General features: G+C 67.8%; 27 protein-coding genes and 2 tRNA genes. 15 read left to right on the plus strand and 14 right to left on the minus strand.

Annotated elements, in window-relative coordinates; all coding sequences use genetic code 11:
* Positions 1-92 precede the first annotated feature (92 nt).
* Positions 93-416, plus strand: a complete 324-nt coding sequence (gene trxA, locus HNR15_RS16460) for a thioredoxin (protein ID WP_179483383.1) — start codon at positions 93-95, stop codon at positions 414-416.
* A gap of 88 nt (positions 417-504) precedes the next feature.
* On the opposite strand, the gene HNR15_RS16465 is transcribed toward trxA, so the two are convergent.
* From HNR15_RS16465 to HNR15_RS16495, 7 genes are all read right to left on the minus strand, one after another.
* Positions 505-1557: a ParB/RepB/Spo0J family partition protein gene (locus tag HNR15_RS16465; RefSeq protein ID WP_179483384.1), complete on the minus strand. Its 1053-nt coding sequence runs from the start codon at positions 1555-1557 to the stop codon at positions 505-507.
* A gap of 4 nt (positions 1558-1561) precedes the next feature.
* Positions 1562-2560, minus strand: a complete 999-nt coding sequence (locus tag HNR15_RS16470; protein ID WP_425484565.1) for a ParA family protein — start codon at positions 2558-2560, stop codon at positions 1562-1564.
* A 217-nt stretch (positions 2561-2777) separates the two neighbouring features.
* The gene (rsmG, locus tag HNR15_RS16475) at positions 2778-3536 is read right to left on the minus strand and encodes a 16S rRNA (guanine(527)-N(7))-methyltransferase RsmG (RefSeq protein WP_179483385.1); all 759 of its coding nucleotides are present in this window, start codon (positions 3534-3536) and stop codon (positions 2778-2780) included.
* A gap of 14 nt (positions 3537-3550) precedes the next feature.
* Positions 3551-4123 (minus strand): Jag family protein, encoded by a 573-nt coding sequence (locus HNR15_RS16480; protein ID WP_179483386.1) that lies wholly within the window; start codon positions 4121-4123, stop codon positions 3551-3553.
* Positions 4124-4169: 46 nt separating this feature from the next.
* Positions 4170-5297 (minus strand): membrane protein insertase YidC, encoded by a 1128-nt coding sequence (gene yidC / locus HNR15_RS16485; protein WP_179483387.1) that lies wholly within the window; start codon positions 5295-5297, stop codon positions 4170-4172.
* Between the two features lie 47 nt (positions 5298-5344).
* Positions 5345-5611: a membrane protein insertion efficiency factor YidD gene (gene yidD, locus HNR15_RS16490; protein ID WP_179483388.1), complete on the minus strand. Its 267-nt coding sequence runs from the start codon at positions 5609-5611 to the stop codon at positions 5345-5347.
* On the minus strand, positions 5608-5922 hold the full coding sequence (locus HNR15_RS16495; RefSeq protein WP_343048619.1) for a ribonuclease P protein component: 315 nt from the start codon (positions 5920-5922) through the stop codon (positions 5608-5610). The genes yidD and HNR15_RS16495 overlap by 4 nt, the downstream gene beginning before the upstream one ends.
* On the opposite strand from HNR15_RS16495, the gene HNR15_RS18930 reads away from it, so the two are divergent.
* On the plus strand, positions 5869-5991 hold the full coding sequence (locus HNR15_RS18930) for a hypothetical protein (RefSeq protein WP_255696565.1): 123 nt from the start codon (positions 5869-5871) through the stop codon (positions 5989-5991). The two genes, HNR15_RS16495 and HNR15_RS18930, sit on opposite strands and share 54 nt — an antisense overlap.
* Before the next feature lie 6 nt (positions 5992-5997).
* Here the strand turns inward: HNR15_RS18930 and rpmH are convergent, their stop codons facing one another.
* The gene (gene rpmH, locus HNR15_RS16500) at positions 5998-6135 is read right to left on the minus strand and encodes a 50S ribosomal protein L34 (protein WP_179483390.1); all 138 of its coding nucleotides are present in this window, start codon (positions 6133-6135) and stop codon (positions 5998-6000) included.
* A 522-nt stretch (positions 6136-6657) separates the two neighbouring features.
* Between rpmH and dnaA the strand changes: the two genes are divergently transcribed.
* The 12 genes from dnaA (at position 6658) to HNR15_RS16560 (ending at position 20010) form a co-directional block, all read left to right on the plus strand.
* Positions 6658-8094 carry a chromosomal replication initiator protein DnaA gene (gene dnaA / locus HNR15_RS16505; protein ID WP_179483391.1) on the plus strand — a complete coding sequence of 479 codons (1437 nt, stop codon included), beginning with the start codon at positions 6658-6660 and terminating at the stop codon, positions 8092-8094.
* 631 nt (positions 8095-8725) lie between these two features.
* A complete protein-coding gene (gene dnaN, locus HNR15_RS16510; RefSeq protein WP_179483392.1) occupies positions 8726-9856 on the plus strand; it encodes a DNA polymerase III subunit beta in 1131 nt (376 codons plus the stop codon).
* Between the two features lie 225 nt (positions 9857-10081).
* The gene (gene gnd / locus HNR15_RS16515) at positions 10082-10990 is read left to right on the plus strand and encodes a phosphogluconate dehydrogenase (NAD(+)-dependent, decarboxylating) (protein WP_179483393.1); all 909 of its coding nucleotides are present in this window, start codon (positions 10082-10084) and stop codon (positions 10988-10990) included.
* A 92-nt stretch (positions 10991-11082) separates the two neighbouring features.
* Complete coding sequence (gene recF / locus HNR15_RS16520) at positions 11083-12321, plus strand: DNA replication/repair protein RecF (protein WP_179483394.1); 1239 nt, start codon at positions 11083-11085, stop codon at positions 12319-12321.
* Complete coding sequence (locus HNR15_RS16525; RefSeq protein WP_343048576.1) at positions 12318-12908, plus strand: DciA family protein; 591 nt, start codon at positions 12318-12320, stop codon at positions 12906-12908. Before recF ends, HNR15_RS16525 begins: the two co-directional genes overlap by 4 nt.
* Positions 12909-12975: 67 nt before the next feature.
* Positions 12976-13740 carry a hypothetical protein gene (locus HNR15_RS16530; RefSeq protein WP_179483395.1) on the plus strand — a complete coding sequence of 255 codons (765 nt, stop codon included), beginning with the start codon at positions 12976-12978 and terminating at the stop codon, positions 13738-13740.
* A gap of 363 nt (positions 13741-14103) precedes the next feature.
* Positions 14104-16149 carry a DNA topoisomerase (ATP-hydrolyzing) subunit B gene (gyrB, locus tag HNR15_RS16535; protein WP_179483832.1) on the plus strand — a complete coding sequence of 682 codons (2046 nt, stop codon included), beginning with the start codon at positions 14104-14106 and terminating at the stop codon, positions 16147-16149.
* Positions 16150-16328: 179 nt separating this feature from the next.
* Positions 16329-18908 carry a DNA gyrase subunit A gene (gene gyrA, locus HNR15_RS16540; protein WP_179483396.1) on the plus strand — a complete coding sequence of 860 codons (2580 nt, stop codon included), beginning with the start codon at positions 16329-16331 and terminating at the stop codon, positions 18906-18908.
* Positions 18905-19441, plus strand: coding sequence for a DUF3566 domain-containing protein (locus HNR15_RS16545; protein ID WP_343048577.1), 537 nt, complete (start codon positions 18905-18907; stop codon positions 19439-19441). Before gyrA ends, HNR15_RS16545 begins: the two co-directional genes overlap by 4 nt.
* 154 nt (positions 19442-19595) lie before the next feature.
* Positions 19596-19672: transfer RNA gene (locus tag HNR15_RS16550), tRNA-Ile, on the plus strand.
* A gap of 55 nt (positions 19673-19727) precedes the next feature.
* A complete protein-coding gene (locus tag HNR15_RS16555; protein ID WP_179483397.1) occupies positions 19728-19871 on the plus strand; it encodes a DLW-39 family protein in 144 nt (47 codons plus the stop codon).
* Between the two features lie 66 nt (positions 19872-19937).
* Positions 19938-20010, plus strand: a tRNA-Ala gene (locus tag HNR15_RS16560).
* Positions 20011-20183: 173 nt separating this feature from the next.
* On the opposite strand, the gene HNR15_RS16565 is transcribed toward HNR15_RS16560, so the two are convergent.
* Positions 20184-20879 carry an alpha/beta fold hydrolase gene (locus tag HNR15_RS16565; RefSeq protein ID WP_343048578.1) on the minus strand — a complete coding sequence of 232 codons (696 nt, stop codon included), beginning with the start codon at positions 20877-20879 and terminating at the stop codon, positions 20184-20186.
* 133 nt (positions 20880-21012) lie between these two features.
* Here HNR15_RS16565 and HNR15_RS16570 point away from each other — a divergent pair, with 133 nt between their 5' ends.
* Complete coding sequence (locus tag HNR15_RS16570; protein ID WP_218883786.1) at positions 21013-21378, plus strand: VOC family protein; 366 nt, start codon at positions 21013-21015, stop codon at positions 21376-21378.
* On the opposite strand, the gene HNR15_RS16575 is transcribed toward HNR15_RS16570, so the two are convergent.
* The 5 genes from HNR15_RS16575 to HNR15_RS16595 all read right to left on the minus strand — a co-directional run bounded on the left by HNR15_RS16575 (position 21363) and on the right by HNR15_RS16595 (position 26425).
* Positions 21363-22184 carry an LLM class flavin-dependent oxidoreductase gene (locus HNR15_RS16575; RefSeq protein WP_179483399.1) on the minus strand — a complete coding sequence of 274 codons (822 nt, stop codon included), beginning with the start codon at positions 22182-22184 and terminating at the stop codon, positions 21363-21365. The genes HNR15_RS16570 and HNR15_RS16575 overlap by 16 nt on opposite strands.
* Positions 22181-22924 carry an NADase-type glycan-binding domain-containing protein gene (locus HNR15_RS16580; protein WP_179483400.1) on the minus strand — a complete coding sequence of 248 codons (744 nt, stop codon included), beginning with the start codon at positions 22922-22924 and terminating at the stop codon, positions 22181-22183. Before HNR15_RS16580 ends, HNR15_RS16575 begins: the two co-directional genes overlap by 4 nt.
* 231 nt (positions 22925-23155) lie before the next feature.
* Positions 23156-24424: an RNA polymerase sigma factor gene (locus HNR15_RS16585; protein WP_343048580.1), complete on the minus strand. Its 1269-nt coding sequence runs from the start codon at positions 24422-24424 to the stop codon at positions 23156-23158.
* A 24-nt stretch (positions 24425-24448) separates the two neighbouring features.
* Positions 24449-24823 carry a YciI family protein gene (locus HNR15_RS16590; RefSeq protein WP_179483401.1) on the minus strand — a complete coding sequence of 125 codons (375 nt, stop codon included), beginning with the start codon at positions 24821-24823 and terminating at the stop codon, positions 24449-24451.
* Between the two features lie 192 nt (positions 24824-25015).
* Entirely contained in the window at positions 25016-26425 is a 1410-nt protein-coding gene (locus HNR15_RS16595; RefSeq protein ID WP_179483402.1) for a hypothetical protein, read from the minus strand.
* Between the last annotated feature and the right edge of the window lie 383 nt (positions 26426-26808).

Consider the following 26808-nt stretch of genomic DNA (forward strand, 5'->3'; position numbering starts at 1 on the left):
TGCAACGCAATTCGTCCGAGCGTGCAGGTCGGGCAGACCAGCCCGACCTGCACCGCCGACCACCTGTCACACCCATCTGAAAGGCTGACCGCATGAGCACCAAGGAAACCAACGACGCCTCGTTCGAGGCCGATGTCCTGCAGAACTCCAAGCCCGTCCTCGTCGACTTCTGGGCTCCCTGGTGCGGACCGTGCAAGGCCGTCGCACCGATCCTCGAAGAGGTGGCCGCCGCCAACGCCGACAAGATCGACGTGGTCAAGCTCAACACCGACGAAAACCCGCAGATCGCCGCCAAGTACGGCATCACCGGCATCCCGACGCTGAACGTCTACGTCAATGGCGAGGTCGTGAAGTCGCTGGTCGGCGCCCTGCCGAAGCCGAAGCTGCTGCGCGAACTCGAGCCCTACCTCGGCTGAGATCCATCACGTTTCACGTGAAACGGCCGCCCCACCAGTTGGTGGGGCGGCCGTTCTCGTTGTCGCCGACATCCGCGGAGGCGGAGGGTCAGTCGTCGACGAGTTGGATACCGAGCGTGTCGACGATCCGCTGCAGGTCCTGCACGCTCGCGAACTCCACGGTCATCCTGCCCTTGCGCTTGCCCAGGCTGATCCCCACCCGGGTGTCCAGGCGATCGGACAGCGTGGCAGCGATCTGATCCAACGCGGGGTGGTGGGCGCCCATCGTCGGCGTCGCGCGGGTGACCTTCTCCGGCTCCTGACCGATCGCGATGATCTCCTCCGTGGAGCGGACCGACAGCCCTTCCGCCACGATCCGCTGGGCGAGACGTTCCATCGCAGCCGCATCCGGCAATGCAAGCAGGGCACGGGCATGCCCCGCACTCAGCACACCCGCCGCCACGCGGCGCGCGACGAGAGGCGGCAGGCGCAGGAGGCGGATGGTGTTGGAGATCTGCGGGCGCGACCGGCCGATCCGGGTAGCGAGTTCGTCGTGTGTGCAGGAGAAGTCGTCGAGCAGCTGCTGGTAGGCGGCTGCCTCCTCCAGAGGGTTCAACTGCGCGCGGTGCAGGTTCTCCAGCAGCGCGTCGCGCAACATGTCATCATCGGCCGTGCTGCGCACGATCGCCGGGATGGTGGTCCTGCCGGCGGCCTTGCTGGCGCGCAGCCGGCGTTCGCCCATGATCAGCTCGTAGGTGTGAGCAGGCGCCTCGTCCGCGTCGGGCGCTGCGGGCACCTCGCGCACCACGATGGGCTGCAGCACCCCGATCTCGGCGATGCTGTGGGTCAGCTCGGCCAAGTCATCGTCGTCGAAGACCTGCCGTGGCTGGCGAGCGTTGGGTGCGATGTCCGCGACGTCCAACTGGGCGAACTGCGCGCCGGGCACGGGCCGTAGCTCAGAGGATTCCGTGTCCCGTTGAGCGGACGGCTGATCGGCCACGGCGATGTTTCCCGTGAAACCTTCGGCGGCGGCGCGCCGCGCCACCTCCTGCTGAGCGGACGGGAAGAACACATCGGAGGGGCGCTGCTGGGGCTCACCGACGGGTGCCGGAGGGATCAGTGCGCCGAGTCCGCGGCCGAGCCCGCGTCGCTTGTCGGTCATGGGGTCAACGGTACCCGGCGGCCCGACCAGCCAATTCCTTGGCAGCCTCCAGGTAGGACAACGCGCCGGACGACGACGGCTCGTAGGTCATCACCGTCTGACCATGACTCGGCGCCTCCGAAATACGGACCGAGCGGGGAATGCACGCCTTCAGTACCTGATCCGGGAAGTGCTCGCGCACCTCGTCGGCAACCTGCGCCGACAGGCGGGTGCGCGCGTCGTACATGGTGAGCAGGATGGTGCTGACCTGTAGGCCCGGGTTCAGGTGCGCCTTGATCAGTTCGATGTTGTGCAGCAGCTGCGACAGGCCCTCGAGCGCGTAGTACTCGGACTGGATCGGGATGAACACCTCACCGGCCGCGACGAACGCGTTGACCGTGAGCAGTCCCAGGCTGGGTGGGCAGTCGATGAGGATGTAATCGAAGGCCTCGTCCGGGTCGGTCTGCTCGAAATATGCCTCCAGCGCCCGTTTGAGGCGTGTTTCACGTGAAACCATGGTGACCAGTTCGATCTCCGCGCCCGCCAGATCGATGGTGGCCGGCACACACCACAGATTGGTGATGTCGGGGCACGGGTGGATGACCTCCTGCAGCGGCAGGTCGTCGACCACCGAGTCGTAGACGCTGGGCACCTCGGTGTGGTGGTCCACTCCCAGGGCGGTCGAGGCGTTGCCCTGCGGATCGATGTCGATGACCAGCACCCGCAGCCCGGACTGTGCCAGCGCCGCGGCGATGTTCACGGTCGTGGTGGTCTTGCCGACGCCCCCTTTCTGATTCGCCACGGTCAGGACGCGTGGTTTCGCGGGGCGACGCACCTCGACGGTCTGCACCGCGGCTCGTCGCCTCGTCGCATCCGCTATTGCCGCAGCGATCGGGGTGTCGGCCAGTCCGGCCGGTAGGGAGATCGGCGCGGGTTCCGGCGCCGGGGCCGGTGTTTCACGTGAAACAGACGCTGCGCCGTCCGTCACGATCTCCGTTTCACGTGAAACAGGAACGACATCGATGCCCTCGGCCGTCTCGGCCGGGGAAAGTCGCACCCTGTCGTCGACAGCGATCCACCCCGTGGGCGCGGGGCGGTCGGCAGATACCTCCAGCAGGTCATGCTGTATTTCGCGATCGCGACCGGGCCAGCCGGTGGGCGTCTCTGCGGCGGCGGGATGTCCGGGGCCTCGGGATGTCACCGGGTCGCTCCTCGTGATGCTGATGGTGGCGGGGCCGACGTCAGCCCTTGGACTTCGCGCTCCGTGCTCTTGCGGACCGCTCGGACTTCTTCGACTTCTTCGCTGCTGGGGCAACGGACTCTGCCTTCGTCTCCTGTGCGGACTGCGGAGTCCGTCGACGGCCGGCCAGGATGCGGACCACGGTGGTCGGCGGTTCGACCAGACCGACCCCGCACTCTACGACCTCGTGTGAGACGACCCCGGCCTGTCTCAACACCCGCTCGGCGTCCTGCAGCTCCTCGGTCGCGGACGCTCCCTTGAGGGCGAGCATGGTGCCCCCGTCGCGCAGCAGAGGCAGGCTCCACCCGACGAGTTGGGACAACCGGGCGACCGCACGCGAACAGACGACGTCGACGGCGAGATCGGTGGCGTTCTGCGCACGTGCGCGCCGTACCTGCACGTTGTCCAGGCGTAGTTGCTCGACGGCGGTGTCCAGCCAGGTCACCCGTCGCTGCAACGGCTCGACCAGCGTCACCCGCAGGTCCGGACGGACGATCGCCAAGACGAGGCCGGGCAGGCCGGCGCCGGACCCGACGTCGGCCACCTGAGCATCCGGCGGGATCAGATCTGCCACGACGGCGCAGTTGAGCAGGTGACGTTCCCACAGGCGCGGCACCTCGCGGGGGCCGATCAGACCGTGATCGACACCCGTGGTCGCCAGCAGTTCGGCGTATGCCAGCGCCCGACCCAGTCGATCACCGAAGACGGTGGCGGCTGCGGCGGGCGGTTCGGGCAGGGTCGTGGAGCCGTGGTGTTCCACGTGAAACCGAGGAACTACCGCTGCGGCAGGACGACGACGTACCGCCGGGGCTCGACGCCCTCGGACTCCGAGCCCAGCCCGGCCGCGAGCACGGCGTCGTGCACGACCTTGCGCTCGAAAGCGCTCATCGGCTCCAACGACTGCCGCTCACCGGTCTCCTTCGCTGCCGCCGCTGCATCGGCGGCGATCCGCGTCAGCTCCTCGCGGCGCGCGGCGCGGTGGCCGGCGACATCCAGCATCAGGCGACTGCGCTCACCGGTCTCAGCCTGCACGGCCAACCGGGTCAGCTCCTGCAGGGCCTCGAGGACCTTGCCGTCCTGCCCGACGAGGCGGCGCGGAACGCGGCCTTCTTCGGAGTCCACGATCGCGACGGCGGCGCGGTCCCCGTCGACGTCCACATCGATGTCACCGTCGAGGTCGGCGATGTCGAGCAACGTCTCGAGGAAGTCGGCCGCGATCTCACCTTCGCGGTCCAGCCCCGAGGAGCGGTCGGCGGCCGGCCGCGCAGCCTGCGACGCAGTCCCCTCCGTCCCCTCTGTGTCCACTCGTTCGTCGACCTGCTCGGACTGGTCGGTGTCCTGCGTCATGAGAGCTCCAGATTCTGTGTCTGCCGGTGGGTGCGAACGGTCGGCATCACCGTTTGCGCTTGGTCTTGGCGCGCGGAGGCGCGACGTTCTTCGCAGTGGTCGTGGTGATCTTGGTGTCCCCGGACGTCGACACCGCGGTCGTGGATCCGCCGGACGTGCCGTTCGAGGAGACGTCGGTGGGCTGCCCGGTGGAGGGGGTCGGGCGACGCTTGCCCTTCTTCGGCTGCACCCGCTGCCCGCTCACCTTGGGTTTAGCGGCGTCCTCGCCCTCGGCAGGCGCTTCCGCGGCGGCGACTGCGGCCGCCTTGTCCAGACTCACGGCCGCACCTGGCATCGGCTTGCCCTTGGCGCGACGACGTTCTTCCAAGGCCTTCTCGGCCGCGGAGCCGGGTGCGGGCATCCGCCGGATCACGTAGAACTGCTGTCCCATGGTCCAGAGGTTGGTGGTCAGCCAGTAGATCAGGACACCGATGGGGAAGTTCGGGCCGGTGACGAAGAAGAACAGCGGCATCACGTACATGATGATTTTCTGCTGCTTGGCCATCGGGTTGTCCAAGGCCGCAGCCGGCATGTTCTTCTGCATCAGCTGACGCTGGGTGATGAACATCGTGGCCGACATCAGCACGATGAGGCCCATCGTGAGGACCTTCGCGGCCAACGAGTGGCTGCCCAGGAAAGTGTCCGACAGCTTCGCGCCGAAGAGGGTCGACTGCTCCGCCTGACGCGCCGCGGCGTGGGTCATCAGACCGATCGACTTGTGGCGCCCGTCGCCGATCTTGCCCAGGTTGTTGAGCACCCGGAAGAGAGCGAAGAAGAACGGTGCCTGGAGCAGGATCGGCATACAGGAGCTGAACGGGTTGGTGCCCGTCCGCTTGTAGAGCTCCATCGTCTCTTCCGTCATCTTCTGACGGGACTCGGCGTCCTTCTTGCCCTTGTACTTCTTCTGGATCGCCTGGATCTCCGGCTGGATGAGCTGCATCCGGCGCGAGGTCTTGATCTGCTTGACGAAGAGCGGGATCAGCAGGACCCGCAGGACGATGACCAGGCCGACCACCGAGAACGCCCATGTCCACCCGGAGGTGGGGTTCATGCCGATCTTGCTCAGACCGTTGTGGAAGCCCACCATCACGAGGGCGACGAACCACTCGAGCGGGAAGAGCAGGGTGTCAATCATGGTGTCCTCGGTGCTTCTCGGGTGAGCTGATCAGGATGAGGGGGCGGTCACGCCGCGTGGTGCACGTCGCCGGACACCTTCGCCGGTGGAACGTGGTCGACTCCGCCGGGGTTCCACGGATGGCACCGCAGCAGCCGGCGCGCGGTCAGCCAACTGCCCTTGAAGGGCCCGAACCGGGTGAGGGCGGTGACCGCGTACGCCGAGCAGGACGGCGTGAACCGGCACGACGGCGGGAAGAGTGGGGAGATCCACCGCTGGTAGAGCCGCACCAGCAGGACGAGCGGCGCGGCCAGCCAGCGGTTGAGGGTGCTCATCGCAGCCGCGACAACGCCTGATGCAGCTGGCGCCGCAGATCCTCGCGCACACGAGGGGTGGGTGCACCAGCGAGCGGCGGGTTGGCGCGTACGACGAGATCCACGTCAGCGGGGACGGCGCCGAGCTCCGCCGCGATGACGTGCCGCAGGACCCGCTTGGTGCGAGTGCGGACCACGGCGTTGCCGACGGCCTTGGAAACGACGAAACCCACCCTCGGGACGGCCGAGCCGTCCGCGGGGCGGGAGACGTGTGCTGCATGGACCACCAGCAGGTCACCCCCGCTGCGCCCCGCTCCGCGACCGCGGAGCACGGCCCGGAACTGCGCCGGGCGGCGCAGGCGGTGCGCTGCCGGCAGCACGGGATGCGGGGTTCGATGTGATCGGACTCAGGCGGAGAGGCGCTCGCGGCCCTTACGGCGGCGCGAGGCGATGATGGAGCGGCCGGCGCGCGTCCGCATCCGCAGGCGGAAGCCGTGGGTCTTGGCCCGTCGACGGGTGTTCGGCTGGAAGGTGCGCTTGCTCACGTGTCACTCCGGTCGGATGCCTGGGTCGTGGTGACCCAGATGGTTCGAGATGGTGCCTGGTCAGGTGGTCTCCAGTGTCAACTGCGGCCACCACGGAGCGCCGATCCCCGGGCGATGTACGCAAAGACGCACCTGCCGGTTCTCGACTCACCGTCCATGCTCACAGGGCACGAGACGACCAAAACTCTACGGGCGGCCGGGGACAGTGGTCAAACTCGGCACGCTCACGGACGGTATCTTCGCCACCGCCGCCCGCAAACGATCCAGCAAACCGGTTCCAGAGCCGCCGTTCCAGCCGACACGCCGCACGCTGCTGAACAGAAACCGTCCGCGAGGTTGCCGTGGGGGGTCCTGGTTGTTACGGTCAGGTTCGCTTCGAATGGGGGAAATTATTCACAGCCTGTGGAGAACCCTGTGGATGACGGTCGGTACGCTCCCCGCAGACATTCGACAGCGACCTACTGGGCACCCGTTCGACGGTGACCATCATGAGCTGACCAGGCAGCGAGGAGTACGACGACCGTGAGCGAATCGGACCACGATCTCGCCTTCGTCTGGCACTCCACCCTGATGACGCTGGAGGATTCCGGCATCGCCCAGCGCGACCGGGGCTACCTGCGCCTGGCCCGCCTGATCGGCGTCGTCGGTGAGACCGCCGTACTCGCGGTGCCCTTCGAACACACCAAACGCATCGTCGAGTCGGACCTGATCGACTCGGTGTCCGCGGCGCTCAGCGAGCAGCTGTCCCAGACCGTGACGCTGGCGGTGACCGTCGATGAGTCCCTGCGGCCGCCCGACCAGAGCGCCGAGGCCGGCGAACTCTTCCCGATCGACATCGTGGAGAAGCCCGCGCCGGTGGAGAAGCCGCCGGCACCGCCGGCCCGTGGTCCGGTCTCGACCAGCGCCCGCGGCGGTGCGGCGACCAACGACCCGCGACTGAACCCGAAGTACACCTTCGACACCTTCGTCATCGGTGCCGGCAACAGGTTCGCCTGCGCCGCGGCCCAAGCGGTCGCCGAGACGCCGGCGCGCTCGTACAACCCGCTGTTCATCTACGGCGACTCCGGACTGGGCAAGACCCACCTGCTGCACGCGGTGGGTCACTACGTGCGCAGCTACTACCCTCAGATGCGGGTGCTCTACGTGAACTCCGAGGAGTTCACCAACGACTTCATCAACTCCATCCGCGACGACAACGCCAGCCGCTTCCAGAAGCGCTACCGCGACGACGTCGACGTGCTGCTCATCGACGACGTGCAGTTCCTGCAGGGCAAGGAGAGCACCCAGGAGGAGTTCTTCCACACCTTCAACTCGCTGCACAACGGCGAGAAGCAGATCGTGCTGACCAGTGACCAGCCGCCGAAGCTGCTGAGCGGGCTGGAGGATCGGATGCGGTCCCGGTTCGAGTGGGGCCTCACCACCGATGTGAAGCCGCCGGACCTCGAGACGCGTATCGCGATCCTTCGCAAGAAGGCCATCGCGGACAAGATGGGGATCCCCGACGAGGTGCTGAGCCTGATCGCCAGCAGGGTGCCGAGCAACATCCGCGAGCTCGAGGGCGCGCTGATCCGCGTCACGGCGTACGCGTCGGTGTCGGCCCAGGAGATCACCATGGAGCTGGCGACGCACGTCCTGAAGGACCTGATGCCGAGCGCCAACCCCGGCCAGATCGGGGTCTCCACGATCATGGCCAAGACGGCGGCGTACTTCGACCTCACCGTCGACGATCTGTGCGGCTCGTCCCGCAGTCGCACCCTGGTGAACGCCCGGCAGATCGCCATGTATCTGTGCCGTGAACTGACCGACCTGTCGCTGCCGAAAATTGGTCAACAATTCGGTGGGCGCGATCACACCACGGTGATGCACGCGGACCGTAAGATCCGTCAGCAGATGGGTGACCGGCGTCACCTGTACGACCAGATCAGTGAACTGACCCTTCAGATCCGCCGCGCCACCTGACGCTCCGTCCACACAGTTGTCCACCGTTTTCTGGGGATAACTATGTTTCTCGACCCCTCAGATGTGACCTACATCACCTGACGTGCGGTCCGGAGTCGATATTCCCCACCCCGTTGTCCCCACCCTGTGGATAAGTCTGTGGGTAGCGCCGTTCCGCGCAACACGCCGCGTCACCTCCGCCTCGCGCCGGTCCATCCACAATTCCCTGGGGAAAACAACGCCAAACGGTGGATCGCGGCCCTTCTGCAAGGCCCCGTCGGTGTACGACGTGTGAACAGCGCCCGACCGTCCACCGGACCCCCGGTTCATCCACATCCACCACCCCCAACCGGTCCACAGCCCCCGGCGACCTGGTTGCCGCTCGTTCCGGCGATTTCCTGTCGTTCTCCACAGCATCCACAACCGCTACTACGACGACTAACGATTTCTGGAGATCCTGTTGCGCCCCGACAGCTGGGGAGAACGACAAGAGCCACGGGACCCGGACCGAACAACATCGATGGACCGCTTCGGTTGGCGGGCGGGTCCCTGCCGACTAGGGTCGGTCTGCGCCAGACGACCGCTGCCTGAAGCGAGCGCCGTCGACGCATCCCTGCACCCGAACGAGCAGCTACTGAGGACGGTCCGTGTCGTGAAGCTCCAGGTCGAACGCGATGTGCTTGCCGAAGCGGTCACCTGGGCCGTACGCGGCCTGTCCACCCGCCCGCCCGTACCGGTCCTGGCCGGTGTGCTGCTGGAAGCCGCCGAGGACTCGCTCACGCTGAGCGCCTTCGACTACGAGGTCTCGGCCAAGGTCACCGTCCCCGCTCAGGTCGACGAGCCCGGCGAGACCCTGGTGATGGGCCGGCTGCTGTCGGAGATCTCCCGGTCGCTGCCGGCCAAGCCGGTCTCGCTGGCCGTCGACGGGTCCAAGCTGACGGTCTCCTGCGGGTCCAGCCGGTTCGCGCTGCAGCAGATGCCCACTGCGGACTACCCCACGCTGCCGATCTCTCCGGAGCCCAGCGGTTCGGTGCAGGGCGACATCTTCACCCAGGCGGTCGCGCAGGTCTCCATCGCGGCCGACCGCGGCGACACCCTGCCGATCCTGACCGGTGTCCGGATGGAGATCGAGGGCGACAAGCTGAGCCTGTTGGCCACCGACCGCTACCGGCTGGCCCTGCGCGAGCTCACCTGGAACCCCAGCACCGCGGACGCCTCGCACGTCGCGCTGATCCCCGCGCGCACGCTGTCGGACACCGCTCGCGCCCTCGGCGCGTCCGGCACGGTCGGCATCGCCCTCGGTCACGCGGCAGGCGGTGAGGGCCTCGTGGGGTTCGAGGCCGGTCGACGCCGCAGCACCAGCCGACTGCTGGACGGGGAGTACCCGAAGGTCACCGCCATCTTCCCGACGAGCGTGGACACCGTCGCGGTGCTCAACACCGCCACGCTGACCGAAGCCGTCAAGCGCGTAGCGCTGGTGGCCGAGCGCAACGCCGCCGTACGGCTGCGCTTCAGCGAGGGCCAGGTCGGCATCGAGGCCGGTCAGGGCGACGACGCCCAGGCCAGCGAGGCCGTGGAGTGCAACCTGCAGGGCCCGGAGCTGGAGATCGCCTTCAACCCGCAGTTCCTGCTCGACGGCCTGGGAGCCATCGGCACGTCGTACGCGCGGATGTCCTTCACCCAGCCCAGCCGCCCCGCGGTGCTGTCGGGGCAGGCCGAGGCGGACGGCGACGCTGACGAGAGCTACCGCTACGTGCTGATGCCGGTGCGCTTCGCGAGCTAGACCGTGCGCAGCGCAGGTTGTGAGCGAGCACAGCGAGCACGCGGCCGCAGCGGAGTACGGTCGCGGCTCGCGAACGAAGGAACAACGAGCTGAATCCGCGATTGTCAGCGGATCAGTGGCATCTGCGTCAGTAGGACGCTGACAACCGAGCGGGAGTAGCGTCGGGCCCGAGATCGGCTCGCGGATCCTGCGAGTACCTGACCACTGGCGAACAAGGAGTTGGACATGCAGATCGGCTTGATCGGGCTGGGCAAGATGGGCGGCAACATGCGCGACCGCATCCGTGCCGCAGGTCACGAGGTCGTCGGGTACGACACCGACCAGAAGATCAGTGACGCCAAGGACCTCAAGGATCTGGTCTCCAAGCTCTCGGCGCCACGGGTGGTGTGGGTGATGGTGCCCGCCGGCAAGGTCACCGACTCCGTGATCAACGACCTGTCCGACCTGCTCGAGGCCGGCGACCTCATCGTCGACGGTGGCAACAGCAAGTTCACCGACGACGAGCGGCACGCCCAGGAGCTGGACAGGAAGGGCATCGCCTTCGTCGACTGCGGTGTCTCCGGCGGCGTGTGGGGCAAGGAGGCCGGGTACGGCCTCATGTGCGGTGGCAGCGACAAGGACGTGGAGCGCGTCATGCCGATCTTCGACGCACTGCGCCCCGAGGGCCCACGCGACGAGGGCTGGGTGCACGCCGGCGACGTCGGCGCCGGGCACTACGTGAAGATGGTCCACAACGGCATCGAGTACGGGATGATGCAGGCGTACGCCGAGGGCTACGAGCTGCTCGCGGCCAAGGAGATCGTCAAGGACGTGCCCGCCGCGTTCAAGGCCTGGACCCGCGGGACCGTCGTGCGGTCGTGGCTGCAGGAACTGATGGCGACCGCCCTCGCCAAGGACCCCGGTTTCGACAAGATCTCCGGTTTCGTCAACGACTCCGGTGAGGGTCGGTGGACCGTGCAGGAGGCCGTGGAGTACGGCGTGCCCATGCCGGTCATCTCCGCCTCGCTCTTCGCCCGGTTCGTCTCCCGCCAGGACGACTCCCCCGCGATGCAGGCCGTGGCCGCCATGCGCAACGAGTTCGGCGGGCACCCGGTCACCCTCAAGGGCCAGAAGGGCATCGTCACCGACCACTGAGCCGTCACCCCATGAGGTTCTTCGGGGTCGGGTGAGCGGGTCGGGGATCGGGCGGCGCTCTGTCGTGGTGCCGTGCTCCTAGACTTCCCACGGTGTACCTGCGACGGCTGACTCTGACCGGATTCCGGTCCTACGAGCAGCTCGAGCTCGACTTCGAGCCCGGCGTCACGACGCTGGTCGGGCGCAACGGACAGGGCAAGACCAACCTGGTCGAGGCCGTCGGCTATCTCGCCACCCTCGGATCGCACCGGGTCGCGACAGACCACCCCCTGATCCGCGCCGGGGACGAGCAGGCTGTCGTCCGCGCGATCGTGGTGCGCGACGGGCGTGAGCAGAGCATCGAGATCGAGATCAACCCCGGGCGGGCCAACCGCGCACGCCTGGGTCGAGGGGCTGCCGTCCGTCCGCGCGACATCCTCGGCAGTCTGCGCACCGTGCTCTTCGCGCCGGAGGATCTAGCGCTGGTCAAAGGCGACCCGGCCGGCCGCCGCCGCTTCCTGGACGACCTTCTGGTGGCGCGCCAACCGCGCTGGGCCGCGGCGCGCTCGGACTACGACAAGATCCTCAAGCAGCGCAACGCGTTGCTGAAGAACGCCCGCACGTCCCGGAACGATGCGGCTCTGGCCGATTCGCTGCCGGTGTGGGACACCCACCTGGCCGCCACCGGGGCGAACCTGACCTATGCGCGGCTGCGGCTGTTGCGCGACCTCGCGCCGTACGTCGGGCAGGCCTACGACCAGGTCAGCGACAGCGTGTCAGGGGCCCGGATCGACTACCAGTCCTCGCTGTCCGGGTTGTCGCCCGCGGCCGACGGTGAGGTGCCGGGCGTCGAGGAGATCACCGCCGCGCTGCACACCGGCTTCGCCGAGCAGCGGTCCCGGGAGATCGAGCGTGGCATCACCCTGGTCGGCCCGCACCGCGACGACCTGGAGCTGACGCTGGGCGAGCTGCCCGCCAAGGGGTATGCCAGCCACGGGGAGTCCTGGTCGTTCGCCCTGGCGCTGCGGCTCGCGGGCTACCAGCTCCTGCGCGCCGACGTCGCGACCGATCCGGTGCTGGTGCTGGACGACGTGTTCGCCGAGCTCGACGTGGGTCGGCGCACTCGGCTGGCGACCCTGATCTCGGACTGCGAACAGGTGCTCATCACGGCCGCCGTTCGTGACGACGTACCACCGGAGCTCGCGGGTCGGCTCTACGACGTACGCCGGGGCGCGGTGACAGTGCCCGCATCCGGCCCGTCGGCTGGGCACGAGGTCGAGTTCGACGAGGCCGCTGACGAGGCCGCTGAGGAAGATCCGTCCGACGCCGCGGCCACGGGGGCCGCATCGTGAGGGGCGAGGAGGAGCAGGGGCCGCCGTCCGTCCGGGCCGAGGAGGCCGAGGGAGCCGAGGGAGCCGAGGGAGCCGAGGAATCACTGTCTACCGACCGCTTCGCTGCGGCCCGCGAGGCACTCGCACGGGCTCGAATGAGCGCTTCCGAGAGGGGTTTTCGCCCCGGAGCGCGGATACCCAAGCGTCGACCGCGCGCGGGTGACATCGGTCAGGGCCGCGGCCGCGACGACGGGCGGGACCCGTCCCTGCTGGGGAACCAGTTCGACAAGCTGCTCTCCGAGCGCGGCTGGCAGCTCGACGTCGCGGCCGGTGCCGTGATGGGCCGCTGGCGGGAGATCGTCGGTGACGACGTGGCGGCGCACAGCGAACCCGTGGCGTACACCGACGGCGTGCTCACCGTGCGTGCCGATTCCACGGCCTGGGCCACCCAGCTGCGACTGCTCGCCTCGACGCTGCTGGGCAAGATGGAAGAGGTGGTGGGCACCGACGTCGTGACCGAGTTGCGGGTCACCGGACCCGGCTCGCCGTCGTGGTCCCACGGCCGCCGCAGCGCCCCGGGACGAGGGCCGCGCGACACCTACGGTTGAGCGAAACAGCGGGGTCGCCCTTACCGTGGTCGTGCAATCTGTACGCAACGGCAGGATTTCCTTTACCGTGTCAGACCATCACGAACCACGTACGCCGGCGAGCGACGACACCTTCGACGACCTCTTCCCGGCCGATCGAGGATCCCGCGCTCGAGCCGCGGACCACCCCACCGACCCCGCAGGATTCACCGCCGGACCCCCGAGCGGGTCCGCGTCCATGTACGACGCGCCTCCTCCGGTCGAGAGTGGGTGGGACCGGGCGGACGCACCGAGTTACGACGGTCGGATGGTCGGCTCTCCCCCTCCGCCGCGGGGAGCGAGCATGGTGCTGCCCTGGGTGGTGATCAGTGCGTCGGTGCTGGCGATCGCGGTCGTCGGGTTCATGATCCTGCGCGGCCAGCGCACCCACCCCAACACCGCGGTCACCCCGGTGGTCACCCGCACGGTGACCAGCACCCCGTCGCCGAGCGGCAGTTCGACCGCGCCGTCCACCTCCTCGTCCGGGTCGAGCAGCAGCTCCTCGTCCAGCAAGGCGTCGACGCCGGCCCCGGCGACGGCACCCCCGCCCGGCTTCGAGAAGTGCAAGGGCACCGACACCGGTTACAAGGTGCGCGGCTCGGGCACGACGTGCGCCTTCGTGGCCGATGTCGCGAACCAGGCGACCAGCCGGGCGGCCTCCGCCACGGGCAGCAGTTTCAGCTTCGACGCGACGAGCAAGAAGACCGGGCAGACCTACACGCTCAACTGCGTGGTCGGCCCGTACATCGAGTGCACCATCCCGCCGAGCGGTCCCAAGACGTCGCAGACCTACATCTACGTGATGCGGAACTGACCGACGTCGCTGATGCGCGCTGCAGCGGCTCTACGGGCCCCCGCACGTACCGGTGGTCGTGAAGGGCACCGTTCTGGCCGGGAATGCCGCTCATATGGCGATCCTGAGGATGCCCTGGGGGTGCGGGAGGGTAGACTGGGAGCCTGACCCCAAGGTCCCGCCGAACGAGCGCTCATTCCGATACGAGCGTCGGCGCGCCGATCGACACGGGGTCACTCTTGCGTCATCACCCGAAGGAGCAGCGTGCCGCAGCCTGCCTCGTCCGCGAACGGCCCCGACGACTCGACACCCGACGAGACACCCGATCTCGACGGTGCGGTCGTCACCCCCGAGACCACCGGTGACCCCGTCCCGGCGCCTCCCGTGACCCCGAAGCCCGCGAAACCCCCTGTCGCTGACGAACCGGCGTACGACGCGGACTCGATCCAGGTGCTCGAGGGCCTGGAGGCGGTGCGCAAGCGACCCGGCATGTACATCGGCTCGACCGGTGAGCGCGGTCTGCACCACCTGGTCACCGAGATCGTGGACAACGCGGTCGACGAGGCGCTGGCCGGGCACAACGACCGGGTCGACGTCACCCTGCTCGCCGACGGCGGCGTGCGGGTCATCGACCAGGGCCGCGGCATCCCCGTCGGGATCCACCCGACGGAGGGCGTCTCCACCGTCCAGGTCGTGCTGACCCAACTACACGCCGGCGGGAAGTTCGGCGGTGGCGGCTACAAGGTCTCCGGTGGCCTGCACGGAGTCGGCTCCTCGGTCGTCAACGCCCTGTCCACCCGGCTCATCGCCGAGGTGCGTCAGGCCGGCCGCCGCTGGGTGATGGAGTTCGAGAACGGCGTGCCGCTGGCTCCGCTGGAGGACGTCGGCCCCACCGACACCCCGGACGACCACGGCACGACGATCACCTTCTGGGCGAACGCCGACATCTTCGAGACCGTCGACTACACCTTCGACACGCTGCGTGCGCGCTTCCAGCAGATGGCCTTCCTGAACAAGGGCCTGACGCTGACGTTGACCGACGAGCGCCCCGGGCATGCTCAGGACGACGACGACGCCGCGAGGGACGAGGCCGCCGCGGAGGGCAGCGAGGCACCCACCGGGGCGCCCGAGCGCGTGGAGTACCGCTACGACAACGGGCTGCTCGACTACGTCGCCTACCTGAACTCCTCCAAGAAGAACGAACCCGTGCACGAGCAGATCATCTGGTTCGAGCACGAGGACCCCGACCGGTTGCTGTCGGTCGAGGTGGCGATGCAGTGGACCGCGGCGTACGCCGAGTCGGTGCACACCTACGCGAACGCGATCAACACCCACGAGGGCGGCACCCACGAAGAGGGCTTCCGCGCGGCGATGACGAGCCTGATCAACACCTTCGCGCGCGAACAGAAGCTGCTGAAGGAGAAGGACGACAACCTCACCGGCGACGACATCCGCGAGGGCCTGACCGCCGTCGTGTCGGTCAAGCTGGGCGAGCCGCAGTTCGAGGGTCAGACCAAGACCAAGCTCGGCAACTCCGAGGTCAAGGGCTTCGTGCAGACCGCGGTCCGCGAGGAGCTGCAGCACTGGCTGGCGCAGCACCCCAACGAGGGCAAGATGATCGTCCGCAAGTCGGTGCAGGCGGCAGCGGCGCGGCTGGCGGCCCGCAAGGCGCGTGAGGCGACCCGACGCAAGGGCCTGCTGGAGTCCGGCGGTCTGCCCGGCAAGCTGCGGGACTGCCAGTCCAAGGACCCCACGATCAGCGAGGTCTTCATCGTCGAGGGCGACTCGGCGGGCGGCTCGGCCACCCAGGGCCGCAACCCGCACAACCAGGCCATCCTGCCGATCCGCGGCAAGATCCTGAACGTCGAGAAGGCCCGCATCGACAAGGTGCTCGCCAACAACGAGGTCCAGGCGCTGATCTCCGCGTTCGGCACCGGCATCGCCGAGGACTTCGACATCACCAAGGCGCGCTACCACAAGATCGTGCTGATGGCCGATGCCGACGTCGACGGCATGCACATCCGTACGTTGCTGCTGACGCTGCTCTTCCGCTTCATGCGGCCGCTGGTCGAGGCCGGCTTCGTCTACCTGGCGCAGCCGCCGCTCTACCGGATCAAGTGGAGCAACCACGAGCACGAGTTCGCCTACTCCGACCGGGAGCGCGACGGTCTGATCGCGCAGGGTCAGAGCCAGGGCTGGCGACTGCCGAAGGACGCGCCGACCCAGCGCTACAAGGGGCTGGGCGAGATGAACGACCACGAGTTGTGGGACACCACCATGGACCCCGACCACCGCACGCTGCTGCAGGTCACGCTCGACGACGCTGCCGCCGCCGACGAGATCTTCGCGGTGCTGATGGGCGAGGACGTGGAGTCGCGGCGCGGGTTCATCCAGAGGAACGCGCGCGACGTGCGGTTCCTTGATATCTGACAGCCGCGCAATGGAGGTTGTCGGCGAGCGCAGCGAGTCGCCGGCCGCAATGGAGTGGATGGCAGATATCAAGCAAAGGCATCGCGGGTCCGAGAAGAACTCGGTCGGTCGGAGCCTGAGAACGGCGCAGGGCTGCAGCCCATCGCTTGAGAAGAAACAACTGAGGATCAAGGGAATTCATGTCTGACGTGACAGGCCCCCCGGACGGCGAAGGCCCCGGACGCACCGGCATCGAGGCCACCGACCTCAACGCGGAGATGCAGCGCAGCTACATCGAGTACGCGATGAGCGTGATCGTGAGCCGCGCGCTGCCCGACGTACGCGACGGGCTGAAGCCGGTGCACCGCCGCATCGTCTACGCGATGTACGACGGCGGCTACCGCCCCGACCGCGGCTACAACAAGTGCAGCCGCGTCGTCGGCGACGTGATGGGTCACTACCACCCACACGGTGACGCGCCGATCTACGACGCCATGGTGCGACTGGTGCAGCCGTGGTCGATGCGTTACCCGCTGGTCGACGGGCAGGGCAACTTCGGCTCGCCGGGCAACGACGGGGCCGCGGCGCCGCGGTACACCGAGTGCCGGATGACGCAGCTGTCGATGGAGCTCGTGCGCGACATCCACGAGGAGACCGTCGACTTCGAGCCCAACTACGACGGCAAGACGATGCAGCCGGTCGTGCTGCCGGCGCGCTACCCCAACCTGCTGGTCAACGGCTCGGCCGGGATCGCGGTCGGTATGGCGACCCAGATCCCGCCGCACAACCTGCGCGAGGTCGCCTCCGGAGCCCTGTGGCTGCTGGAGAACCCCGAGGTGACCCGCGAGGAGCTGCTGGAGAAGCTGCTCACCCTCATCCCGGGCCCCGATTTCCCGACGGGCGCGCTGGTGCTCGGTCGCCGCGGCATCGAGGACGCCTACCGCACCGGTCGTGGCTCGATCACGATGCGCGCGGTGGTGGAGGTCGAGGAGATCCAGGGCCGGCAGTGCCTGGTCGTGACCGAGCTGCCGTACCAGGTCAACCGGGACGCGCTCGCGGAGAAGATCGCCCAGCAGGTCAAGGACGGGCGGATCGCCGGCATCGCCGACCTGCGCGACGAGAGCTCCGGTCGTACGGGGCAGCGCCTGGTCATCGTGCTGAAGCGCGACGCCGTGGCCAAGGTGGTGCTGAACAACCTCTACAAGCACACCCAGCTGCAGCAGAACTTCGGCGCCAACATGCTGGCCCTGGTCGACGGGGTGCCGCGCACGCTGCCGATCAGCTCGTTCATCAAGCACTGGGTGGACCACCAGATCGAGGTCATCCGGCGGCGTACCGAGTACCGGCTGCGCAAGGCCGAGGAGCAGATCCACCTGCTGCGCGGTTACCTCAAGGCGCTGGAGATGCTCGACGAGGTCATCGCCCTGATCCGGCGCAGCCCGTCCGCGGACGAGGCGCGCACCGGGTTGATGGAGTTGCTGGACGTCGACGAACTTCAGGCGCGAGCCATTCTCGACCTGCAGCTGCGCCGGCTGGCAGCGATGGAGCGTCAACGGATCACCGACGACCACGACGAACTGCAGCGGATGATCGAGGACTACCAGGACATCCTGGCCAAGCCCGAGCGGCAGCGCAGCATCGTCAGCACCGAGCTGAGCGAACTCGTCGAGAAGTACGGCGACGAGCGGCGTACCCAGATCGTGCCCTTCGACGGCGACATGTCGATGGAGGACCTGATCCCCGAGGAGGACGTGGTCGTCACGATCACCCGCGGGGGCTACGCCAAGCGCGTGAAGATGGCGGAGTACCGCTCCCAGCGGCGCGGCGGCAAGGGCGTGCGCGGTGCGCAACTGCGCGGCGACGACGTGGTGTCGACCTTCTTCACCACCTCCACCCACCACTGGCTGCTGTTCTTCACCAACGCCGGCCGGGTCTACCGGATCAAGGCGTACGAGCTGCCGGAGAGCTCGCGGGACGCCAAGGGCCAGCACGTGGCCAACCTGCTGGCGTTCCAGCCGGACGAGCAGATCGCCCAGGTGATGGCGCTGCGCGACTACACGACCGACCCGTACCTGCTGCTCGCCACCCGTCGCGGGCTGGTGAAGAAGACCCGGCTGACCGAGTACGACTCGCCGCGCTCCGGCGGGCTCATCGCGGTCAACCTGCGCGACGGCGACGAGCTGGTCGCGGCAGCGCTCGCCGCGCCGCTCGACGACGTGCTGCTGGTCTCCCGCAAGGGACAGTCGGTGCGCTTCCACGCCACCGACGACAGCCTGCGGCCGATGGGTCGCGGCACGTCGGGTGTGACGGGCATGAAGTTCCGGGGCGGCGACGAGCTGCTCGCGATGAACGTCGTGGCCGACGGGGAAGACCCCGACGTGTTCGTGGTCTTCGAGAACGGTCTGGCCAAGCGGACCGCCAGCTCGGACTACCCGACCAAGGGCCGTGCCACGCTCGGCGTCAAGGTCGCCAACATCTCCGAACGCGGTGGCGACCTCGTCGGTGCGCTCACCACCCACGACGGCGACGAAGTGCTCGTCGTGATGGAGAAGGGCAAGATCGTGCGCTCGCGGGTGGATGAGGTGCGGCGAACCGGCCGATCGACCCAGGGAGTGCAGTTCGCGACCCCCGACAAGGGCGACGCGATCGTGGCCGTGGCGCGCAATGCCGAGGCAGAGGTCGAAGAGCTGGCCGATGATGCCGTAGCGTCAGGGACGGAAAACCCTGTGCCCGGCGAGACTGGGACTACAGATCCGCAGGAGTCTGGAGATCCTGAGTGAGCACTGACACGCCTAACGACACCGCACGGGCCGCCGGCGACAGCCCGGCGGCGCGCCTGCCGGGCAAGGCAGGGACCTCCGGGGCCCGCAAGGCCCCCGCACCCGCGGCCAACCGTGGGGGCAGGCCCGCGCCCCGCCCGGCCGCCCGTACGTCACGGCCCGGCCGAGCGACCCCGCGACGGGTCCGTCTGTCGCTGTCCAGGGTCGACCCCTGGTCGGTCTTCAAGATCGCCTTCCTGCTCTCGGTCGCCGTGGCGATCGCGGGCGTGGTGATGACCGGGGTGCTGTGGACGGTCCTGTCCGGGATGGGCGTCTTCGGCAACCTGAACGACCTGCTGCGCTCGATGGACCGCAAGGGTTCGTCGTTCAACCTCATGGACTACATCGGCTTCGGTCGGGTCATGTCGCTGTCGGTGGTCATCGGCGTGATCGACATCTTCCTGATGACGGCGATCGCGACGCTGGGCGCGTTCCTCTACAACATCTGCTCCTCGCTGGTCGGCGGCCTGCACCTCACGCTGACCGACGAGTGACCTCCGACCTGCGTCGATAGGGTCGCCGCGCGCTCTATAGGGCGCGCGGCGACTCTGCTCCCAGCGCCGGCGTTTTGGCTGGTCCCGGGGGGTTGAGGTAACCTCGTTCGGCGCCTGACCCGCGGTTTCGTGGGTGGGCGCACTGCGGTGATACGGGCCTATAGCTCAGTCGGTTAGAGCGCTTCCCTGATAAGGAAGAGGCCACAGGTTCAAGTCCTGTTAGGCCCACCACCAGCCGTTCGGTACGCGCTCCCCGCGCGTGCCCGTCGTACCACCAGGAGGACCGATGCTGAAGAAGATCGTCGTGCTGGCAGGTGCTGCTGCAGCGGCTGCTGCCTTCAAGAAGAAGCGGGACCAGGACAAGGCCGGCAAGGACCTCTGGGCCCAGGCCGCTGACAAGCCCCCCACAGGCGGTTCGTCCGGCGTCTGACCACTCCGCGCTGTACGGCGCGACTCCTATCTGCACCTCGACGTGCGGGTGGGAACACCAGAGCCTGGGGTGTTAGCTCAGTTGGTAGAGCATCGCCTTTGCAAGGCGAGGGTCAGGGGTTCGAATCCCCTACACTCCACAATCCGCAGGTCGAAGGCCCTCTCCGCTCAGGCGGGGAGGGCCTTCGCCATATCTGTACGCAGAAGCAAGGCTGCCCTGCGCGGAACACTTCGCGGGCATTGGGGCAGCGGGTGGCCGGACGCGTGCCACTCGCCTAGGTGGTGGCACACCGCTCGCCTGGTCCTCGGGCGGTCAGGGGTGCGGGACGTCGAGGTGTGCGCGGACGGCGCGCACGAATTCCTCCGGCGCGTTCTCGTGGATCAGGTGCCCTGCGTCGATCGTGGTGAACGTGCCGTCCGCGACCGATTCGGTGAGCTCACGGACGTGTTCGGCGGGCACGAAGCTGGTCTCGCCGCCACTGATCGCCAGGGTGGGCACAGTGATCATCTGAACGATCCGGGTCCAGGACGTGTCGGGCGCGTCGATCTCCGGACGGATCTGCTGCACCATCTCCCAGTCGAAGTCGAGTCGCCCGTCGGGCCGGGTCGGGGCTGTGGGGTGTCGCGGGTGGAGCACGCCGACGTCCTCGAGGACGAGCCGCCGGATCGGCGTATCGGCCGCGACCGCAGCCCTGCAGGCGACCAGTCCGCCCAGCGAGTGGCCGATGACGTCGAGGTCGGACGCGAGCTGTGGAAGGAGGTCGATGATGTCTGCGGCCATCGTTTCGATGCTGTACCGCCCTGGCCAGGTGCTCGTCCCATGGCCGCGCAGGTTGACGGCGTGCACGATCCGATCGCGGCACAAGTCGTCGGCGACTGTGTCCCAATCCCGTGCCGTCGCACCGGTGCCCGCAAGGAGCACCACCGGCCGGCGACTGCTGTGCTCGCTCGGCCAGGTGCGGGTCGCCAGTGAGACGCCGTTGGCGATGAGGTCGTGTTCGTACGCCACCACGCCATCATCACCGGCCCACGGCCGATTGCGCGTGCAGTGACGGCCCAGGGCGTTCCACGTGAAACAGACCCCCTGCAACGTGTTCCGGCTATCGCTCGCCATGTACGAGGGCCGGTGACAAGCTCGGGTGATGACACAGAACACTGAGCCGCACGCGATACAGGGAGCCCCGTCGTACATCGAGCTGGGCGTCGAGGATGCTGACCGGGCGCGAGCGTTCTACGGTGCCCTGTTCGGTTGGAGGATGAATGGCGCCGCCGGACCGGGCCAGGCGAGCACCGGTGGGTTGAATATCGGTATCCACGATCACGACCCGTCGTCGCTCCTGGAGGTGTTCTTCACGGTGCACGACCTGGACTCCGCCATCGCGAAGGTGGCCGAGCTGGGTGGCCGGATCGTCGGCGACATCCACGCGGAGAGTGCCGAATTCGGGCGATGGGTGGAGTGTGACGACGACCAGGGCGTGCGGTTCGGACTGCGTCAACCCGCGGGCTGACGCAGCCCGGCGTCCGAGTCGCCCGGACCGGCCTCGACGATGCGCCGTACGTCGGCGAGATCGAGATCGAACGGGCCGATCCGGGTCAGCACCCAGGAGGCGCCGCGGTCCAGCCAAGGGGCCGGATCCTGCTCGGGCCGAAGGTCGAGCACGACGTCGAAACCCGGCCCCGGGTCGTGGCGGCCGAGATCAGCGGTGACCTCGTCGAGGTCCTCGGGCCCGTCCAGCCCGATGACGAAGAAGCCGTCGTACCGGGCTGCCCGGCGCGCCGGCGCACGGTTGCCGAATCGGCCCGCCAGCCAGACCGGCACGGTCGCAGCCGGCCGGAAACGGACATCCCTGGCGGCGTAGTGCGGTCCGTCGTGGTCGACCGGGTCCCCGCTCAACAGCGCGCTCAGGACCTCGAGCCCTTCGTCGAGCATCCGACCGCGCACCCTCGGGTCCGTCTCGTCGCCGAACGCGCTGAACTCCCCCAGCCCGTCGTCGCCCAAGCCCAGGCCCAGGACGAACCGCCCTCCGGAGAGCACCGCCAAGCTGGCCGCCTGACGGGCCAACACCTGGGGCCGGCGGCGCGCCAGTGGGGTCACCATCGGTCCGAAGAGCAACCGCTCGGTCCGCATCGCCACCGAAGCGCAGCAGGTCCACACGTCCGCGATCGCCTCGACGCGGTCGCCGTACTGCAGGTGGTCCCAGAGGAAGAACCCGTCCCAGCCGGCTGCTTCGGCGCTGGCGGCCAGGTCACCCACAACGCGCGGGTCGGCCAGGGCATCGAACGGGGCGACGAACAGTCCTCGGCGTGTGGTCACCCCCAGAACGTTACTTCCGAGATCCCGACCTCATCGACGTTGTTCCTGTCCTGAGCGGGGTAGATGGCGGAGATATCGAAGATCAATTTGTCGGTCGTGCAGGACATGTCTATCTCTTGCGGATTCTCCCAGGCGTCTGATGAGGTATCGGTGAATTCCTTCAGATCCTGCATTCGAGGCGTCGCCCCGCACCCCCGGATCTGGACCGTCTTGATCGTTCCGGTGTCGCGATAGGCCTGGATGTTCTTCGCGAGCCCGTTGGTGACGCACAGGAGTTTGATGTTTTCTTTGTGCGCGAAATCCCAGCTGATGGTGTCGCCGTTCTTCCCATGCGTCCCCCATCCGTACTCGACCCATGCGGTCTGTCGTTTGCCGTCGTACGTATTGGTGTAGATGTACTCGTCGTCACGACTCTGGTGGTAGTAGTCGATCGCGTCGGCATTGTCGGGGCTCCTGCGGTGGTAGTACCCCGTGTCCTTGCAGGTCGGCCGGACCTCCAGACTGGGGTGCTTCGCGATCCACCAGATCCTGTTCGCCGCATCTTGGGTGCGACCTTCGACTCCCAGAGGCTGAAGGAGGAACGTGCCGATCACGATGGTGGCGATCGCCCCCGCGGTGCTGATCGCCAGATACTTCCCGAGCCTGTTGAAAGATCGTCCGATCGGAAGTCGTGAATCATGTCCGTGGCCCCGGCGGCCGGACTGAGGACGCGAACGCGGCTGGGTCAGGCGTTGACGCACGCGGCGGTGGCGCGAGGCCGGGGAACCTCGCGACCTGCGAATGGAGGGACCGCTCTCCTGCCGTGGGTTCCCCACGACGCATCCTCTCTGCCCAAGAAGCGAACGTTCGAAGCTAGCACCGCATCGAACGACCGATCCGGTGCTTCTCGCGAAAAGCGCCCACCACCAAGGGGTCGGCGACCCCCGATCGCGCAGGACGTGGGCCCGTCAGTTTCCCCGGGCGGCGACGAGTCAGGCGCTCTGCGCGCGACGGCGGAGGATGGCGCGTTCGCCCTCGTTCTTCGTCCGCCCGGCAGCCTCGGTGAACGCCTCACGCGCCTGCGCATGAAGCCCGGCCCGCTCCAACAGGTCGCCGCGCACGCTCGGTACGAGCGGCGAGTCGGGCAGGGCCTCCTCGCCCAACGCGTCGAGTACGGCGAGCCCGGTGTCCGAGCCGAACGCCCGTCCATGCGCGACGGCACGGTTGACCTCCACGACGGGACCGGGTGCTGCGGTCGCCAGGACGTCGTACAGCGCCGCGATCCGTCGCCAGTCCGTGGCCTCGGCGCGCTCCGCCCGGGCGTGCTGTGCAGCGATCGAGGCCTGCAGGAAGTACCGACCCACGGGCTGGCCGCATCCGGCGAGTCGCTCGGCACGGTGCAGAGCTTCCAGTCCGCTGCGAATGAGCGTCTGGTCCCAGCGGCTGCGGTCCTGCGCCTCCAGCAGGACGGGAGCACCGTCGGAGTCGAGCCGCGCGGGCATCCGTGAGGCCTGCAGCTCCAGCAGCGCCTGCAGCCCGAGCACCTCGACCTCGGCCGGGGCGAGCGCGGCCAAGGTCCGGGCGAGCCGGATCGCCTCGTTCGCGAGATCGGGGCGCATCCAGTCGGCGCCCGCGGTGGCGGCGTACCCCTCGTTGAAGATCAGGTAGATGACGCCCATGACATCGTCGAGGCGATCGGTCCGCTCCTGCCCCGTCGGCAGCTCGAACGCGGCGTGCGCGTGCGCGAGGGTCTTCTTGGCCCGTGAGATGCGTTGTCCCATGGTCGTTTCGCTCACGAGGAACCCGCGGGCGATCTCGGCCGTCGTGAGACCTCCGACCAGCCGCAGCGTCAGCGCGGCCCGGGAGTCGGCGCTCAGCGACGGGTGGCAGGACAGGAAGATCAGCCGCAGCACGTCGTCTTCGATGTAGTCGATCTGCGCCTCGAGGTCGGGCACCTGCGCCTCCTCTCCCCCGCGGGCGTGCTCGAGCTCCGCGATCTTGCGCCGCAGGACGTCGGTGCGCCGGAAGTGATCGACCCCTCGACGCTTCGCGGTGGTCATCAGCCACGCGCCGGGGTTTTGCGGCACGCCCGTGGCGGGCCACTGCTCGAGCGCGGCCACCAGCGCGTCCTGGGCGAGGTCCTCGGCCAGGTCCACGTCGCGGGTCATTCGGGTGAGGGCGCCGACGAGGCGGGCCGATTCGGCCCGCCACGCGGCGACGATCACCCCATTCGGGTCATCCGTGTTGGTCTGCGCCGGCACCGGGCCAGCGTAGTGATCTCCGGCTCAGTCGCCGGGCTCCTCCGGACCGGTGGAGATCTGGCGCAGCGTCGAGATCACGGTGACCTCGGGCCAGTGCTTCGCGTGCAGCTCGGCGAACTCCTTCTGGTCGGCCACGGCGGCCTCCATGCTGTCGTACTGCATGATCGCCCACCCGCCGACGACCTCCTTCGCCTCGGCGTACGGACCGTCGACCCGGCTGACCTCACCCTTGCGCGAGATGAAGTTCACGGCGTCCTCAGTGCCGTAGAGGCCACCGCCGTCGAGGAACACCCCGTTGTCACTCTGCTTGCCGATGTACTCGTCCATCGCCTCGAAGAGCGCCTTCGGCGGCATACCGACGCCCTCTTCCATCCTCACGAACCCCATGAAACGCGGCATCGCGATCACTCCTCCTGGTTGGTCGGACCTGCTTGTACCCGTACGTCGAACGGTTACCGGGCACTTCGACATCGTTGCGACCGAGTTTCCTAAGACTTGCTCACCACGCGAGCCGACGGTCGAGGACCTCTCACAGGCAGTGCGGGAGCAGCCCTCCGACGACCATGCCGATGGTTCAGAAGGGCTAATGACCTAGCCCGGACTGTCGAAGGTGCCCCCGCTGGAGAGGATTTCCTGGTCGACTACTTCGGTTGGTTCTGTCGAGCCGTCCTGCGACGAGAAGTCAGTTGAGGAGAGGCTAGCCGGCCGCACGGGTTCCTCAGAGCGGGCTTCCGCGGTATCGGGCCGCAACTTCGGAGGACTTGCCGACCATGCTTTGAGTCCTTGAAGGATCTCGGCATAGAAGGCATCGGTGCCGCCCAGCACGGACTCGATGAACGTGCCGCGGCCGCGTTGACGCTTGGTGCCAAGACCACTTGTGGTGGCGACCCGAAAGGTGCGGATGTCTCTGGACGGGTCGGTGATCAGCGAAGCTGGGGTCTCCCGGACGGTGCGCAGCAGTTCTGCGCTGCTGGCACCGCGGGAATGAGTGGTGAAGCACTCGACCCTCGCCGACTCCGGGGCATTCTTGAGTTGACGGATGAGCCAATTGACGCGCGTGGTGGCCCGTCCTTCGCGCGGTGCATCCAGATCGACGTGGCAGGTGAGAGTGCTGGCACGTAGGTCGGCCGTGACGTTGAGGTGCCCCACGCTGTCAGGAATACGGATGGCGCCTACCAATCGTCCGCTCTGGCAGAGCATCTCGGTGAGGGCTTGTGCACGAAGGCTCGGGTCAGCCAGCTCGCGCCGGGTGAGGACGGGCACGACTTCCGTACCGAGCTGACGGCCGAGTCGCAGGCTGGCGAAGCGAAGGAGTGCGTCGAAGCGGGCGACCACCGTGGGAATGCCTTTGTCCGAGGCCCGCAGGGTCCCGGTAGCGACTGCATCGCGAACCGAGGTCCAGCTTTCGCCCATGTCGTCGAACTCGAGAGCACCCGATCGGGAGTGTTCGAGGTATCGGATGAGCTCACCGAGGATCCAGGACTGCTCCGGATCGGCGACACCGCGAAATTCCTTCTGCATGACCGCCTCGGCCAGGATCTCCGTCCACGCCAGGTGGTGCAGAGCCACCTTCTTCAGCTTGCGTTTGTCGATCTTCGTGGGGTGTTGCCCAGCGGCAGCCGGGATCTCATTGGAAATACTCAGCACCGCGTCGAAGCCCTGATCGCGGGCGATCTCAAGGTAGTTCTCGAGTTGCTCGGTGGTGAGTGCGTTGCTGCCGGTCTTGACTTCGACCAGAGCGGTCCAGGTCTTCGAGCCGCGGCTGACGCGAATCAGCCCGTCTGGATATAGCCGCTTGTCACTCAGCTGAAACGGCACCTCGATGTAGGTCTGGATCGTCCCGGCCGGGGCTCCCAGAGGTTTCAGCAGGGACCGCCCGAACTCACGCACGGCCGCTAGGACGGCGAGAAGGGCAGAAGTCGCTCTCCGTTCCTGCTCCTCAGCACCATTGATCCCTGACGTCGGGATGAGTCGTGCTTCATGCCAGGTCTCTTCGCCCATGGCAGTCCCCCTGACTGGTCGCGAATTGCCGCAGTTCCCAAACAGGGATGCGGTACGTCCTTGCGACGCTACCTCCGGAGCGGGAGATCCAAGCCTATTTAGAGGTTGCCCACCTGCCAGACAGCAGTGCGCCGACTTCTACATCGCGCACATTCGGCTTCTGCCCCCGTTTCAGCGGCACTCAAAAGGTGTGTCTGGAGAAAACGAAAACCCGCGTGAGATGCGGCGAGTCACCCAAGGTCGGGGGTCTTCGCGGGTTAGAACTCTGCAGTGACACTCCGCCGCCAAGACCAGGCACATCTCACCTTCCGCCCTTCTCGGATCACCGGCAAGGGCGAGCTGCAGTTTCATGTGGGCCGAAAGCTGTATCGATTGGGGAAGCT

The sequence above is a fragment of the Allobranchiibius huperziae genome, assembly GCF_013410455.1.
GTDB lineage: Bacteria > Actinomycetota > Actinomycetes > Actinomycetales > Dermatophilaceae > Allobranchiibius > Allobranchiibius huperziae.

Coding starts and splice junctions, on each gene's coding strand:
- trxA (WP_179483383.1), top strand. CDS start 93: ATGAGCACCAAGGAAACCAACGACGCCTCGTTCGAGGCCGATGTCCTG.
- HNR15_RS16465 (WP_179483384.1), bottom strand. CDS start 1,557: ATGACCGACAAGCGACGCGGGCTCGGCCGCGGACTCGGCGCACTGATC.
- HNR15_RS16480 (WP_179483386.1), bottom strand. CDS start 4,123: ATGACGCAGGACACCGACCAGTCCGAGCAGGTCGACGAACGAGTGGAC.
- yidC (WP_179483387.1), bottom strand. CDS start 5,297: ATGATTGACACCCTGCTCTTCCCGCTCGAGTGGTTCGTCGCCCTCGTG.
- yidD (WP_179483388.1), bottom strand. CDS start 5,611: ATGAGCACCCTCAACCGCTGGCTGGCCGCGCCGCTCGTCCTGCTGGTG.
- HNR15_RS18930 (WP_255696565.1), top strand. CDS start 5,869: ATGGACCACCAGCAGGTCACCCCCGCTGCGCCCCGCTCCGCGACCGCG.
- gnd (WP_179483393.1), top strand. CDS start 10,082: ATGCAGATCGGCTTGATCGGGCTGGGCAAGATGGGCGGCAACATGCGC.
- gyrA (WP_179483396.1), top strand. CDS start 16,329: ATGTCTGACGTGACAGGCCCCCCGGACGGCGAAGGCCCCGGACGCACC.
- HNR15_RS16555 (WP_179483397.1), top strand. CDS start 19,728: ATGCTGAAGAAGATCGTCGTGCTGGCAGGTGCTGCTGCAGCGGCTGCT.
- HNR15_RS16570 (WP_218883786.1), top strand. CDS start 21,013: ATGACACAGAACACTGAGCCGCACGCGATACAGGGAGCCCCGTCGTAC.
- HNR15_RS16590 (WP_179483401.1), bottom strand. CDS start 24,823: ATGCCGCGTTTCATGGGGTTCGTGAGGATGGAAGAGGGCGTCGGTATG.
- HNR15_RS16595 (WP_179483402.1), bottom strand. CDS start 26,425: ATGGGCGAAGAGACCTGGCATGAAGCACGACTCATCCCGACGTCAGGG.